Below are 13,442 nucleotides of genomic sequence, written 5' to 3'. Positions count from 1 at the left end.
CTCCATCGAAGATGTAGTTCTCCTACATGCTAATTTGGCTTGAATGGAAATTCATCAGCTTCGGATGCTCCGGGAACTCGGCGAGCTCGGCAGCGTCACCGCGGTGGCGCAGGCACTGTTTGTGACGCCGTCGGCCGTTTCCCAACAACTGGCCGCACTGCAGAAGAGCGCCGGCGCCGTGCTGACCCGCAAGCAGGGGCGCAGACTGGTCCTCACCGAGGCGGGACGGGTGCTGGCCGACGCCGGTGCCGATGTGCTCAGTGCTATGGCGGATGCACGGGCGGCCATCGGTGCGTACCAGGACAACCGCACCGGACACGTCACCGTGAGTGGTTTCCACAGCGCGGGGCAGGCGCTGTTCGCCCCGCTGGTCCGGCTCCTGCAAAGCCCCGGTTCGCCGAAGGTGCAGCTCTCGGACGAAGACGTGGCGCAACAGGATTTCCCGGCGCTCGCCGCACGCTACGACCTGGTACTGGCACACCGGATGGATCACAGCAAGCCGTGGCCTGCCGGCAGGGTCAGCGTGATGGAGTTGGCGCGGGAACCTCTGGATGTTGCCCTCGCCGTCGCGCACCCGCTTGCCGCGTTGGATGCTCTGACACCCGACGACGTCGCCGGCCATGATTGGGTGACAAGCCGCGGCGGCTACTCACCGGCGGACGTTCTTGCCGCCGTCGGCGCCGTTTCCAGTAAACCGCCGACCGTGGTGCACCGGATTAACGACTACTCCACGGTGGCGGCGTTGGTTGCCACCGGGAGCGTGCTCGGGCTGCTGCCGCGGTACACGGCGAGCCCGGCGCTGAGTCCGGGTGTGACGCTGCGCCCCCTGCGCGGCATCAGCACGCACCGGCGGATAGATATTCTCGCCAGACCGGAGAGCCTCAAACGCAGGTCGGTCCTGCTGGTGATCGACGCGCTGCACGAAGCAATGGCGGAAATGGTTTCCCGCTGAGCCCCGCCCCGCTGGCCCCGGGGTGTATTTGCAGGCGTCCCAAAATAGGGCTAGAAAGGGAAATGTGACTACTTCCACCGACATTGACGTCGCTTCCTTGTCCACTGCATCCGCGGCAACCGCGGCCGCGTCCACTGCCTCCCTGACAGCGGCGCAGGTGGACGCGCTGCACGCGTCCTTCGCGGCGGATCCGGTGCTCAAACGGACGCAGAACGCCATCACCCGGGTCAGCGTCGACGAACTCGCCATCGATCATGGGCTGGCAGCTTCCCTTTCCACCACCGTGTCGCACCGCATCGACGCCTGGAAAGTCACCAATCAGCAAAAATCCGGCCGCTGCTGGCTCTTTGCTGCCCTGAACCTGCTGCGTGCCGGGGCGAAGCAGACGCTCGGCGTGAAGGAATTCGAGTTCTCGCAGAACTACGCCATGTATTTCGACAAGCTGGAGCGGGCCAACTACTTTCTGGAGTCCATTCTGGAAACCGCAGAACGGCCGGAAGATGACCGGTTGGTCTCCTTCCTGCTGCAGACCGTCATGGGCGACGGCGGCCAGTGGAACATGGCGGTGAACATCTTCAGCAAATACGGTGCGGTGCCCAAATCGGCTATGCCGGAAACGGAGTCGTCGGCCAATACCAGCCGGATGAACTCCGTGCTCTGTTCGCTGCTGCGCCAAGGAGCCCAAGCCCTCCGCCAGCTCCGCCGGAATCCGGCTTCGGACGGGGACGCCGTGGCCCGGGCGAAGACGCGGATCATCGCCGATGTCCACCGGATCCTCACGCTTCACCTGGGTACCCCGCCAACCGCACTGGACTGGGACTACACCGACGACGAAAAAGTCTTCCACCGCGAGGGCAGCCTGACACCGCAGGAATTCCTCGCCAAGTACAGCACCATCGATCTGCACGACTACGTCTGCCTGGTCGATGACCCCAGAGCTGAGCACCCCAAAGGCAGCACCCTGACCGTTGAGCACCTGGGCAACGTGGTCGGAGCAGATCCCGTACTGTACCTGAACGTGGATATTTCGCTCGCCAAGAAACTCGCCCGGGATGCCATTGTGGACGGCGAACCGGTCTGGTTTGGCTGCGATGTGGGCAAGCAGATGGTCCGCAAGGATGGTATTTGGGATGCCCGGCTCTACGACTATGCCGCTCTCTATGCCGCCGACATCTCCCTGGACAAGGAATCCCGCGTCCGGTTCGGCGAGTCGGCCATGACCCACGCCATGCTGCTGACGGGAGTGGATGTGCTCGACGGCGGCACGCGCCGCTGGCGCGTGGAGAACAGTTGGGGAGACGAGAACGGCGACAAGGGTTTTTACACCATGGCTGACAGCTGGTTCGACGAGTACGTCTTCGAGGTCGTGGTCGACAAGAAGCGGCTCAACCCCGAGCTGCTCCGGGCCCTGGCAACCGAGCCGATCGTCCTGCCTGCCTGGGACCCGATGGGCGCGCTGGCATAGGTCTGACATGGAGATGAAATCCGCTAGTGGCTTAGCCCCACCACCAGCCAGATAAAGGCCACCCCGGCAACGGTGCAGACCAAGGTCATGCGGGACGGGTGTCTCGCATGCGCTTCGGGGAGGATATCGGCGGTCGCCAGGTACAGCAGGAACCCTGCAAAGTAGCCCAGATAGAGTCCAATCACTTCTTCGGGTACCCGGATCAGCGAGCCCAGCACTGCTCCGGCCACCGGTGTAAGCGCATCGGCGAAAAGCAGGGTCAGAGCGCGGCGCCGGGCGTTGCCGTAGAGCGAAACGATGGTGAAGGTGTTGAAACCATCAGCGAAATCATGGGCAATTACCGCAATCGCCACCGTGATCCCGACCGAAGATCCAGCTTGGAAACCGACACCAATGCCAATCCCGTCGAGCAGACTGTGCGCAATCAGTGCACCGCCGGCGAGCAGGCCGATGGATTCAGCACCGCGGTGGCTGCTGCCGTGGCTGTGGCCACCAAACTCGTCCTCGTGCCCACGGTGAATGGCCAGGGAACGCTCCACAATATGGATTGACAGAAAACCGGCCATCGCCGTCAGCAGGACAGCCGGAACTCCGAACACCTGCTGGCTGGACTGGGCTAGCGCTTCGGGAAGCAGGTCAAAGGTCACCACTCCGAGCATGATGCCGGCAGCAGCGCCAAGGATCAGGTGCAGTTTGTCATGCGCCCGGGCGGCGATCAACCCACCCGCAAGTGTGGAGACAAATGCTGCCAATGCCACCAAGACTGCCATAGTGTGCATTAAAGTAGGCCGTCAGATCCAAAGCAAGTTCTAAACAGCCGGGCTGACCGCATTGGACCGAACCCCACCTTTACTGCGCCACGGAGCATGCACGCCTTTGAGTCTTAGTGCAAGTACTAAGCAGCTTCCGTCACATTTGGGCGCGTCTGCCTGGTTCCAGCACCAGGACGGTCGCATCGTCGGCGGCCTCGCCGATATCACGCTGATGGGACCGGAGCCGGTGCATCAGTTCCAGCGCCGCGACAGGGTCCCTCACGCTGCGCAGGAATTCTTCCGGGCCGGCAACCAATCCGAGGTCGACGGCGCGCCAGGCTCCGTCGCTCGCCATCACCAGCAGCGCGGGCGGACCAAACCGGGCCACGAACGCGTGGGCTGCGGCCTCCGGCTCACGCCGGGCAACCCACAGTCCCCCAGCGGTGTTTCGCCGCTCGCGATCGGCCAGCAGCAGCCGGCGGCGCTCAGTGGGGTCTTGTGCCCCCCGCGCCGGCTCCGATGCCGGCTGCACGCGGACATCGGCCAGCTCACCGATCACGTGCTCAACGCCACCGTCTGCCAGCTCCACCACGACGTGGCAGTCTGCCAAGCTCAGCAGCTCGACGCCGTCGTCGTCCAAGTGCGCTACGGAAACCGCAGCGCTGGGAAACCGCACGCGCTCCTGGCCAACCAGCAGCTGGCCGGTACGGTCCACCGTGACCAGCCCGCGGGCAAGCAGCTCCCGGGTCGCGACGCCCTCCTCGGACCCCGCAGCGCCGAGAGCTTTGGCGCATGCCGCCTCGGCCAGGGCCGCCGACAGCGTCTGCGCCAGCCAGGAAGGATCCGACGCGGCAGGAAGACCCAGCGGCTGCAGCAGCGATGTGGCCCCGTCGATTATCCAGGCGTCCGCTCCGGCAAATCCGCAGGCATCCTCCTGCACGTGATTATCCCCCTCGGACTGCACACGGGCACGGATCTTCCAGCTGCGCCCTTTCGTGAGTGCCGTGGATGTCATGTACCTATCGTCTCAAACTAAGTCGCAGCACCTGCAGCCAAATCGCGTTTTACGTGCAGGTGCTGCTACTTAGTTGGGTGCTAGCCTTCGACGCCGAGGGTCTTGAGGATCAGTTCGCGAACCCGGCCCGCGTCGGCCTGCCCCTTGGTGACCTTCATGACCCCGCCGACAATCGCGCCCACGGCCTGGATCTTGCCGGCGCGGATCTTGTCCGCCACCTCCGGCTGCGCGGCCAGAGCCGTGTCGATGGCGCTCTGCAGCACGCCGTCGTCGGACACCACGGCCAGACCACGGGACTGAACCACATCCGCGGGTGTTCCCTCGCCGGCCAGCACGCCGTCCAGGACCTCGCGGGCCAGCTTGTCATTGATGGCGCCGGAGCGGATCAGTGCGTCAAGTTCGACGACGACGGCCGGCGTCACGCCGAGCGCCACCGGATCGACGTCGGCCAGCTTGGCGCGGCGCGCGATCTCGCCCATCCACCACTTGCGGGCAACGGCGGCGGAGGCTCCCGCGGCGACGGTTTCCTCAATTTCATCCAGCACGCCGGCATTGACCACATCGCGGAATTCCAGATCCGTGTAGCCCCAGTCCGCCTGCAGGCGTTTGCGGCGCGCCGCAGGCGGCTCGGGCAGCTCCGCCCGGAGCGACTCCACCCATTCCGGGGTGGCCAAAATCGGCAGCAGATCCGGCTCCGGAAAGTAGCGGTAGTCATCCGCATCGGATTTGGGTCGACCGCTGGTGGTGGACTTGGTGTCCTCGTGCCAGTGCCGGGTTTCCTGCACGATTGTGTTGCCGGAATCCAGCACGGCCGCGTGCCGCTGGATTTCGAAGCGGACGGCGTTTTCCACCGCGCGCAGCGAGTTTACATTCTTCGTCTCCGACCGGGTACCGAACTTTTCCTGCCCATACGGCCGCAGCGAAACGTTGGCGTCGCAGCGGACGTTGCCGCGCTCCATCTTCGCGTCCGAAACGCCCAGGTTCTTCACGATTTCCCGCACCGCGGCGACGTAGGCCTTGGCCAGTTCGGGCGCCCGGGACCCGGCCCCTTGGATCGGTTTCGTGACGATTTCCACCAGCGGGACGCCGGCACGGTTGTAGTCCACGAGCGAGAAGTCGGCGCCCTGGATGCGTCCGGTAGCGCCACCCATGTGGGTGAGCTTCCCGGCGTCTTCCTCCATATGCGCCCGCTCAATCTCGACCCGGAAGATGCTGCCGTCGGAGAGCTCCACGTCCAGAAAGCCGTCGTACGCAATTGGATCATCGTACTGGGAGGTCTGAAAGTTCTTCGGAGTGTCCGGGTAGAAGTAGTGCTTACGGGCGAAGGTGCAGGATTCGGCGATTCTGCAGTTAAGTGCCAGACCGATTTTGATCGAGGACTCCACGGCCTTCTTGTTCACCACCGGAAGTACGCCGGGCAGGCCCAGGTCCACCTCGTTGACATTGGTGTTCGGCTCGTCACCAAAGACGTTCGGCGCGGAAGAGAACATTTTGGTGGCGGTGTTCAGCTCAACGTGCACCTCGAAGCCCAGGACCGGGTCAAACTTCTCCATCGCTACGTCGAAGCTCAGGGTTGCATCGGTCATTATTTTGCCTCCATGATCTGCGTCGCAACCAGTTCTGGCGCCATATTCAGGATCGGGCCGCCCCAGCGTTCTTCCAACAATTCTTCGAGCACGGCACCCACGCGGTACAACCGGGCATCCTCGCGGGCCGGAGCCAGCAGCTGGATGCCTATGGGCAGCCCGTCCTCATCAGCAAGCCCACCCGGCAGTGACAAACCGGGGACGCCGGCCATGTTCGCCGGGATGGTGGCCACGTCATTGAGATACATCGCCAGCGGATTGTCCAGCTTCTCGCCGAGCTTGAAAGCGGTGGTTGGTGCAGTCGGCGAAATCAACACGTCGGCGTGCGCGAAGGCGGCGTCGAAATCGCGCTGAATCAGCGTACGAACCTTCTGCGCCGAGCCATAGTACGCATCGTAATAACCGGCGCTGAGAGCGTACGTTCCCAGGATGATCCGTCGCTTGACCTCGTCACCAAAACCGGCCGCGCGAGTGGAAGCCATCACGCGCTCGATCGTCATGGCTCCATCGGCGGGCAGCGTGCGCAACCCGAACCGGACGCCGTCGAACTTCGCGAGGTTCGACGATGCCTCCGACGGCATGATCAGGTAGTAAGCGCCCAGCGCGTAAACAAAGTTGGGACAGGAGACCTCAACGATCTGCGCCCCGGCATCGCGGAGCAGGTCCAGGGACTCATTGAACCGCGCCAGCACGCCGGCCTGGTAGCCCTCGCCGCCAAGCTCCTGCACCACGCCGATCCGCAGACCCTTGACATTGCCAATCCGCGCGGCCGCCACCAGACCGGTGGACGGATCCGTCAGCGAGGTCGAGTCGTACGGGTCGTGGCCGCCGATCAGTTCGTGCAGCAGCGCCGAATCCAGCACGGTCCGGGAAACGGGGCCAATCTGGTCCAGCGAGGAAGCCATCGCAATAGCGCCATAGCGGGACACTCCTCCATAAGTGGGCTTCACGCCAACGGTCCCGGTGACCGCACCGGGCTGGCGGATGGAACCGCCGGTGTCCGTCCCGAGTGCCAGTGGTGCTTCAAAGGCGGCGACGGCGGCAGCCGAGCCACCGCCGGAACCACCGGGGATCCGGTCCAGATCCCAGGGGTTGCGCGTGGGGCCATATGCAGAATGCTCGGTAGAGGAACCCATTGCGAACTCATCAAGGTTGGTTTTGCCCAAAATCGGCATCCGTGCCGCACGCAGCTTTTTGACCACCGTAGCGTCGTAGGGACTGTGCCAGCCCTGCAGAATCTTTGACCCAGCCGTCGTTGGCTGGCCGATCGTGACAATCAGATCCTTGACGGCAATCGGCACACCGGCCAATTCGTGCAGGTCCGCTGCATCACTGCCGCCACGGGCGCGCCTACCGTCCACCTCGGCTGCGACCGCGAGGGCCTGTTCGGTGTTCACATGCAGGAACGCATGCACACCATGTTCGGCGTCACCGTCGACGGCGGCAATCCGGTCCAGGTGCGCCTGTGTCACTTCAACGGCGGAGACTTCCTTGGCAGCGAGCTTGGCCGCCAGTGCCGCTGCGGAGTGCTTAATCAGGTCCGTCATTAGTCCTCTTCCAGAATCGCGGGCACACGGAAACGACCGCCCTGCGCGTCGGGGGCGCCGGAGAGCGCCTGCCCGGCGGTCAGCACATGGCCAACGACGTCCTCGCGCAGCACGTTGGTCAGCGGAATCGGGTGTGACGTTGCGGGTATGTCCGCACCGGCAACCTCGCTGACGGATTTCACCGAATCGACGATGACGGCCAATTCGCCAGCCATCCGGTCCAGTTCGTCAGCACTCATCTCGATGTGTGCCAGTTGCGCCAAATGCGCCACGTCGTCACGGTTAATCGCAGCCATGGATCTCCCCTACAGAAGTTGTTGTTTCCCGTCCAGTCTACTGCGCGGCCGCGGGCCGGTCGGGGGGATCTCAGCAGCGTCAACGAGGGAAGCGACAACGCGGTTTACCGGTCGAGGGCGTCTTTGACTCGAAACGGAAAATTCTCCACGGCGGCCCTCCCCGGATTGGTCCTGACGGCGTTACATAAAAATGGCGCTGGATGAAAACCCGGCGGCAAAGGTGGGTCAATTGGTGTGTCAAACGACGGGTTGAAATCGAATTAGCTTCACATCGGCATAATAGATTTAGCGTTGACAATGCTTGTCATCGCGGGCGGAGCCGGAGCCACTGTCGCCGCCGACGGCACGTCCGTTCCAGGTCCGGGATTTGGTGTTGTCGCGGCCATCATTGGACTCTGGGGGCTTGCCACGCTCATTCCGGGACTGGCACTGCTGTCCCGGCGTCTGCATGACGGAAATTTCAGCGCGTGGTTCATTCTCCTCGGGCTCGTCCCCTTTCTGGGAGCAATAGCGCTTTTGGTCATGGTGCTCATGCCGTCAAACCCGCAGGGACACCGCTTTGACGGACCGGAAGCGGTTCAACAGGCCTCCGGTTACCGGGCCTAGCCGCTGCGGCGCAGAGCCACCCGATCCTCAAACCGCGTAGATTAGTGGGTATGCCTACCGACGAAACGCCAATACCTCTTGACGCCTCACCCGCAGACCGCATCGCGGCCGCCGTCGCCCTTTACGGACAGCACAACGTCGTCAAACGGGCGCTCGCGCTCCTCGCCGGCGAGGACGAGACGAAGGAATTCCTGCTGTTCGCCGGCGGGGCGCACGCGGAGGGCATCATCAATGGCGCGCCGGCGCTGTATTGGCCGGAGCTGTGGGGAGCGCGGGTCTTCATGTACACCTGGGACGATTCGGCGGCCAAACCGATCCGGACCGGACTGGGTAATCAGGCGTGGCGGGTGCGGGAAATGTGCGCCAAGGTCGCCGCGTTCCGCAAGCTTCCGGTCGCGGATGAGCTGGTGCGGCTGATGGGCGACGACGTTCCCCGGGTACGCGCCGCCGGTGCCCGCGCGCTGGCGGAAGTTGGCGATACCGGGCACATCCCGGATATCAACGCGCTGCTGAAGGACGCCGATATCGATGTACGCCGCCAGGCCGGAGCGGCTTTGAAGCGGCTGGGAAGCTAGCAGCCCTCCCAAGTCCCAGGCGGTGCCAGGCGGAAACGTCTGCGGCGTTCAGAGGTCCAGGCGATACACCAGCAGCTTGATCCGGGACTGGGGAACCAGCCAGTCCCGCTCCGGCACACGGTGGAAGCCGGTCGATTCGTACAGTGCATGCGCCCCGTGCCAATCCTGCCCCGTGGTCAGGCCGACGGCGCAGATGCCATCCAGCGTCCGGGCGTGCGCGATGATCGCCTCCACCAAGGCACGGCCGATGCCACCGCGTTGGACCTCGGGATCCACCACGAGCATGCGGAATTCCAACTCGTCAGGCAGGGCAATATCGGCAAACTCATCCCCCGCCACGGCCAAGGTCACGGATCCGACGATCCCACCGTCGCGCTCGGCAACCCAAATGGGGGCGGCTGCAGCCCGGACCGCGACCTGCTGGATCCGCTGCATGTAGGGGTGTTCGGCATCGTCGAAGTAGCCGGCTGCAAGATAGGAATCCCTGGTGATCCGGGCGACAGCGTCGTAGTCGGATTCGGTGACGGGGCGGATGATAATCGCGCTGCTCATGGTTTGTGTGGTGTTCCTGTCGGGACGTGAAAAACTGCGGAGAATACCGCCCGTCCATTCTGCCCTAAAGCGACGCGGTTCCTGCAGCAGGGGAAGGTTCAATCATCTTCGGCACAGTTGATCCTTGGCCGCGGCGGATCTTAGCCGCGGCCGTACCGGCGTGAGGTCTTGCCGGCTATGCCGTGCGCCAGTATAGGCTGCCGTCCCGGTCGCGTCGGAGGAAGGCAAAATCGACCAGGGCGCGCCGCAGGGTGGGAACATCGGCGGTAACGGTGGACAGCAGCCGGTTAACCTCCGGCTCGCTGAGGACGTCCTCGGTGCCAAAGAGCCGGATGACCAGATGGGCCAGCACTTCATCGCGATCGGCAGCGTTGCGGGGAATCCCGGTCAGCATGCCTTGCGCAAAGAACCGGTCGACGCCGGTCGGCCGGCTTTTACCGGCCGCCGCGAGGACGTCATTGAAGACATCCCGTGCAACCCGAAGGCGACCGTCAACCTCCGTGAGCAGGCCTGCCCTGGCGAGCTTGGTACGCTCCGCCACCGTGCCTAGATCAAACACCGTGCCTAAATCAAACCCAGAACCTGAATCAAGCCCAGAACCTGAATCAAGCCCAGAACCTGAATCAAGCCCAGGCCCGGATCCAACGCCGGGTCCGAGGTCGGCCGATGCGTCTGTGGCAACCGGTACATCCGCCGCATCGGCCGCGTCCGGGGCATCGGCCGCGTCCGGGGCATCCGGCACGTCCGGGGCATCCGGGGCATCCGGCACGTCCAGGGCATCCACGTCTGCGAGCACCCACCCTCCATAAACCCGACGCAGCCGATCGTTACCCAGCGCGGCCACGAGCTGTTGCCAGGGGACGGTCATGGCGTATATTTTCCGGCCAGCCCCGGGATGGAAGCACCCGTCCAGTTCGCCAGGGCCTCCGCCGGCGTCGGCAGCCCGTTCAGCGCCGGGCTCAGCTGCGGACGCCGCACCCAGGCACCGGCTTCCTCGGCAATCAAAGCACCGGCGGCAAAGTCGTGTTCGTACAAGCCGTATTCAAAGTACGCGTCCAGCCCGCCCTCTGCTATGGCGCACAGTTCCAGCGCCGCGGACCCTAGCCGGCGGAAGTCGTTGAAGCCCTGCATCCGCCCGGCCAGCTCCGCGCCCAGCCGCCCTTGGATCTGCGGATCGTAGGTCAGCGAAGTCGCCAGCAATGTGCCGTTACGCGGCGTCGTCGGCCCATCGAGGCGCCGCTCCCTCCTCCGCCCGTCAGCGCCGCGGTCCACCAACCATGCGCCGCCTCCGCGGGTCGCGTAATAGGTTCTGCCCAGCGCTGGGGCGACGACGACGCCGGCCAGCCAGCCGCCGTCGGGCCCGGCAACCGCCACCGACGTGCAGTAGTAGGCAATGTTGCGAATGAAATTCATGGTTCCATCCAACGGGTCCACGGACCAGCGATAGCCGGTGGCGCTGGCGGAAACGGCCGGTGCCAGTTCCTCACCGGTAATGGTGTCATCCGGACGGGCACCGGAAATGGCCTCCCGGACTGCCCGCTCAGCTGCCAGATCAAATGCAGTGACCCAGTCCCCGTCGGAGGTCTTGGCCGTGGCGTCAAAGGACTGGGGGTCACGGCCGGCGAGCACCGCGGCGCCGGCGGCTGCCGCATTTTGCGCAACAGCCAGCAGCTCTTCCAACAGCTCAGCCTGCGCAACATCCGGCGCAGCACCAGCCCCTGCCGCATCACCCGATGCCACACCACCTGGTGCCGGTACGTCCGATATCGAGCTCATGCGCTTCCCTCCGCCAGTAGTTTCACAAAACCATCCTCATCCAGCACCGGCAGCCCCAGTTGCTCTGCCTTATCCAGCTTGGTGCCCGCATTCTCCCCCGCCACCACGTAGCTGGTGTTCTTCGAGACTGAGCCGGACGCTTTCCCGCCTCGCGTAATGATGGCCTCCTTGGCCTCGTCCCTGCTAAAACCAGCCAACGAACCGGTGACCACAATGGTCAATCCCGCCAAGTTTCGCGGCATCGATTCGTCCACGTCATCGGCCATCCGAACCCCCGCGTCCGCCCACTTGTCCACGATCTCCCGCTGCCAGTCCACCGCGAACCACTCGACCAGCGCCTGGGCAATAATGGGCCCGACTCCGTCCACCTGCGCCAGCTCCTCAACACTCGCTGCCCGGATGGCCGGCATCGAGCCAAAGGCAGTGGCCAGCGCACGCGCGGCCCGCGGCCCCACATGCCGGATGGACAGTGCCACCAAAACCCGCCACAGCGGCTGACTCTTCGCCTTCGTCATTTCGCGGAACAGCTTGTGAGTGTTTGCCGCCGGCACCGACGGCTTCTTCCCGGTCGCCTTTGTATAGAAGTAGGGCACCAGCTCGCTTTCACCCGTCGGCACCCCCTTGGATTTCTTCTCGCGCCGGACCATCACCGCGGACAGATCCAGGGCAGTGAGGGAGAAAATATCTGCCTCGGTGGTCAGCGGCGGGGTTTCGGGGGCGGCCGGATTGGTCAGTGCCAGCGCCGCCTCATCCCCCAAGGCCTCGATATCGAAAGCCCCACGGCCGGCCAGATGCGCCACCCGGCCGGTCAACTGCGCCGGGCAGGACTTCGCGTTGGGGCAGCGCAAATCGACGTCGCCTTCCTTGGCCGGGGCCAGGGCCGTACCGCAGGACGGGCAATGCGTGGGCATCACAAATGCGCGCTCGGAACCGTCGCGGAGCGCCACGACGGGCCCTACAATTTCCGGAATCACATCCCCCGCTTTGCGCAGCACAACGGTATCTCCGATCAGCACACCCTTGGCCTTCACCACGTCCTGATTGTGCAGCGTCGCCATCGTGACCGTAGATCCCGCCACCAGCACCGGCTCCATCACCCCATACGGCGTGACACGTCCGGTGCGGCCAACGTTGACGGCGATGTCCAGCAGCTTGGTATTGACCTCTTCCGGCGGGTACTTATAGGCCACGGACCAGCGCGGCACCCGCGAGGTGTAACCCAGGGCGCGCTGCGTAGCAAAATCATCCACCTTGACTACGATGCCGTCGATTTCGTGGACCAAATCATGGCGGTGCTCACCGAAGTGCGCAATAAATTCCAGCACCTCGCCCTCGCCGTCCAATACCTTGAAATATGGGCTAATCGGCAGCCCCCAGGATTTCAGCAGCTCGTAGCTCTCGGACTGGCTCGGCGCGTCCAGGCCCGAACGCGCGCCAATCCCATGCACGTACATACTCAGCGGACGCTTGGCCGTTTCCGCGGGATCCTTCTGCCGCAGCGAGCCCGCAGCCGCATTCCGCGGGTTCATAAACGGTGCTTTTCCTGCGGCCACCATCGTCTCGTTCAGCGCGGTGAAATTTTTGGACGCAATAAATATCTCCCCGCGGATCTCCACCTCCGCCGGCAGGTTCGCGCCCTTGAGCTGCTGCGGAATGTCCTTGATCGTCGCCACATTATGTGTAATGTCCTCACCCGTCGTGCCGTCCCCGCGGGTCGCGGCGCGAATCAGCCTCCCGTCCCGGTATAAGAGGTTCACCGCCAGCCCGTCAATCTTCAGCTCGGTCAGCCACTTCAGCGGCGCCTGTGCGCCCAGTTTGACGACGGAACCTTCCGCGCGCCGCAACCACGCCTGCAGCTCCTCAACCGAAAAGACGTCTTCCAGACTGTACATCCTGGCCAGATGTTCGACGGCGGCGAAGGCGGCGGAAACGTCGCCGCCCACCTCCTGGGTGGGCGAGTCATTAGTGACCAGCTCGGGATGCAGCGCTTCGATTTCCTCGAGCCGTCGATACAGCGCGTCGAACTCCGCGTCCGAAACCAGCGGGGCGTCGTCGTTGTAATAGGCAAAGCGGTACGCCCGCACCTTATCTGCCAGTGCCTCATACTCCTCGCGCAGCGACTCGGGTGGAATTACCCGACCGGCAGAGCCGGAAATGGCCGCGTCAATATCCTTGGCTTTACTCACGGTTCTATCTTGCCCTACGGCACCGACACGGGCCGTCCCCCGGGGCCGTATACACGCCCGGGCCCTGCAACTTCCCCCAAGAGGTAACGGCGGCGACGGATCATCGGCACGCCCCTGCGCCGCCTGGGATGGGG

Annotated in this window: 13 protein-coding genes; 4 read left to right on the top strand and 9 right to left on the bottom strand. The window is 64.3% G+C overall.

All coding sequences use genetic code 11. The annotated features are described in order from the left end of the window. Positions 1-43 precede the first annotated feature (43 nt). Both IV500_RS03080 and IV500_RS03075 read left to right on the top strand, forming a co-directional pair. Positions 44-952, top strand: a complete 909-nt coding sequence (locus IV500_RS03080; protein WP_196395350.1) for a LysR family transcriptional regulator — start codon at positions 44-46, stop codon at positions 950-952. Positions 953-1,016: 64 nt separating this feature from the next. Beyond that, the gene (locus tag IV500_RS03075; RefSeq protein ID WP_312875808.1) at positions 1,017-2,417 is read left to right on the top strand and encodes a C1 family peptidase; all 1,401 of its coding nucleotides are present in this window, start codon (positions 1,017-1,019) and stop codon (positions 2,415-2,417) included. A 23-nt stretch (positions 2,418-2,440) separates the two neighbouring features. Here IV500_RS03075 and IV500_RS03070 read toward each other — a convergent pair whose 3' ends face one another. From IV500_RS03070 to gatC, 5 genes are all read right to left on the bottom strand, one after another. Next, positions 2,441-3,187 carry a ZIP family metal transporter gene (locus tag IV500_RS03070; RefSeq protein WP_196395349.1) on the bottom strand — a complete coding sequence of 249 codons (747 nt, stop codon included), beginning with the start codon at positions 3,185-3,187 and terminating at the stop codon, positions 2,441-2,443. A gap of 139 nt (positions 3,188-3,326) precedes the next feature. Further along, on the bottom strand, positions 3,327-4,184 hold the full coding sequence (locus tag IV500_RS03065; protein ID WP_196395348.1) for a hypothetical protein: 858 nt from the start codon (positions 4,182-4,184) through the stop codon (positions 3,327-3,329). A gap of 80 nt (positions 4,185-4,264) precedes the next feature. Beyond that, the gene (gene gatB / locus IV500_RS03060) at positions 4,265-5,773 is read right to left on the bottom strand and encodes an Asp-tRNA(Asn)/Glu-tRNA(Gln) amidotransferase subunit GatB (RefSeq protein WP_196395400.1); all 1,509 of its coding nucleotides are present in this window, start codon (positions 5,771-5,773) and stop codon (positions 4,265-4,267) included. After that, complete coding sequence (gene gatA, locus IV500_RS03055; RefSeq protein WP_196395347.1) at positions 5,770-7,317, bottom strand: Asp-tRNA(Asn)/Glu-tRNA(Gln) amidotransferase subunit GatA; 1,548 nt, start codon at positions 7,315-7,317, stop codon at positions 5,770-5,772. Before gatA ends, gatB begins: the two co-directional genes overlap by 4 nt. Beyond that, positions 7,317-7,613, bottom strand: a complete 297-nt coding sequence (gene gatC / locus IV500_RS03050) for an Asp-tRNA(Asn)/Glu-tRNA(Gln) amidotransferase subunit GatC (RefSeq protein WP_196395346.1) — start codon at positions 7,611-7,613, stop codon at positions 7,317-7,319. Before gatC ends, gatA begins: the two co-directional genes overlap by 1 nt. A gap of 297 nt (positions 7,614-7,910) precedes the next feature. On the opposite strand from gatC, the gene IV500_RS03045 reads away from it, so the two are divergent. Next, on the top strand, positions 7,911-8,219 hold the full coding sequence (locus IV500_RS03045) for a DUF805 domain-containing protein (protein WP_196395399.1): 309 nt from the start codon (positions 7,911-7,913) through the stop codon (positions 8,217-8,219). 50 nt (positions 8,220-8,269) lie between these two features. Beyond that, a complete protein-coding gene (locus IV500_RS03040) occupies positions 8,270-8,794 on the top strand; it encodes a HEAT repeat domain-containing protein (protein WP_196395345.1) in 525 nt (174 codons plus the stop codon). Positions 8,795-8,842: 48 nt separating this feature from the next. On the opposite strand, the gene IV500_RS03035 is transcribed toward IV500_RS03040, so the two are convergent. The 4 genes from IV500_RS03035 to ligA form a co-directional block, all read right to left on the bottom strand. Then, positions 8,843-9,346: a GNAT family N-acetyltransferase gene (locus IV500_RS03035; RefSeq protein ID WP_196395344.1), complete on the bottom strand. Its 504-nt coding sequence runs from the start codon at positions 9,344-9,346 to the stop codon at positions 8,843-8,845. 175 nt (positions 9,347-9,521) lie between these two features. Then, positions 9,522-10,214, bottom strand: coding sequence for a DUF2087 domain-containing protein (locus tag IV500_RS21285; RefSeq protein ID WP_230854394.1), 693 nt, complete (start codon positions 10,212-10,214; stop codon positions 9,522-9,524). After that, the gene (locus IV500_RS03025; RefSeq protein WP_196395343.1) at positions 10,211-11,122 is read right to left on the bottom strand and encodes an inositol monophosphatase family protein; all 912 of its coding nucleotides are present in this window, start codon (positions 11,120-11,122) and stop codon (positions 10,211-10,213) included. Before IV500_RS03025 ends, IV500_RS21285 begins: the two co-directional genes overlap by 4 nt. After that, positions 11,119-13,308 (bottom strand): NAD-dependent DNA ligase LigA, encoded by a 2,190-nt coding sequence (gene ligA, locus IV500_RS03020; protein ID WP_196395342.1) that lies wholly within the window; start codon positions 13,306-13,308, stop codon positions 11,119-11,121. Before ligA ends, IV500_RS03025 begins: the two co-directional genes overlap by 4 nt. Positions 13,309-13,442: the final 134 nt, after the last annotated feature.

The organism is Arthrobacter terrae (assembly GCF_015708085.1).
GTDB lineage: Bacteria > Actinomycetota > Actinomycetes > Actinomycetales > Micrococcaceae > Arthrobacter_M > Arthrobacter_M terrae.
This window is presented reverse-complemented; position numbering and strand designations above follow the sequence as displayed.

Coding starts and splice junctions, on each gene's coding strand:
- IV500_RS03025 (WP_196395343.1), bottom strand. CDS start 11,122: ATGAGCTCGATATCGGACGTACCGGCACCAGGTGGTGTGGCATCGGGT.
- gatC (WP_196395346.1), bottom strand. CDS start 7,613: ATGGCTGCGATTAACCGTGACGACGTGGCGCATTTGGCGCAACTGGCA.
- IV500_RS03045 (WP_196395399.1), top strand. CDS start 7,911: ATGCTTGTCATCGCGGGCGGAGCCGGAGCCACTGTCGCCGCCGACGGC.
- IV500_RS21285 (WP_230854394.1), bottom strand. CDS start 10,214: ATGACCGTCCCCTGGCAACAGCTCGTGGCCGCGCTGGGTAACGATCGG.
- IV500_RS03040 (WP_196395345.1), top strand. CDS start 8,270: ATGCCTACCGACGAAACGCCAATACCTCTTGACGCCTCACCCGCAGAC.
- gatA (WP_196395347.1), bottom strand. CDS start 7,317: ATGACGGACCTGATTAAGCACTCCGCAGCGGCACTGGCGGCCAAGCTC.
- IV500_RS03035 (WP_196395344.1), bottom strand. CDS start 9,346: ATGAGCAGCGCGATTATCATCCGCCCCGTCACCGAATCCGACTACGAC.
- IV500_RS03065 (WP_196395348.1), bottom strand. CDS start 4,184: ATGACATCCACGGCACTCACGAAAGGGCGCAGCTGGAAGATCCGTGCC.
- IV500_RS03070 (WP_196395349.1), bottom strand. CDS start 3,187: ATGGCAGTCTTGGTGGCATTGGCAGCATTTGTCTCCACACTTGCGGGT.
- IV500_RS03080 (WP_196395350.1), top strand. CDS start 44: ATGGAAATTCATCAGCTTCGGATGCTCCGGGAACTCGGCGAGCTCGGC.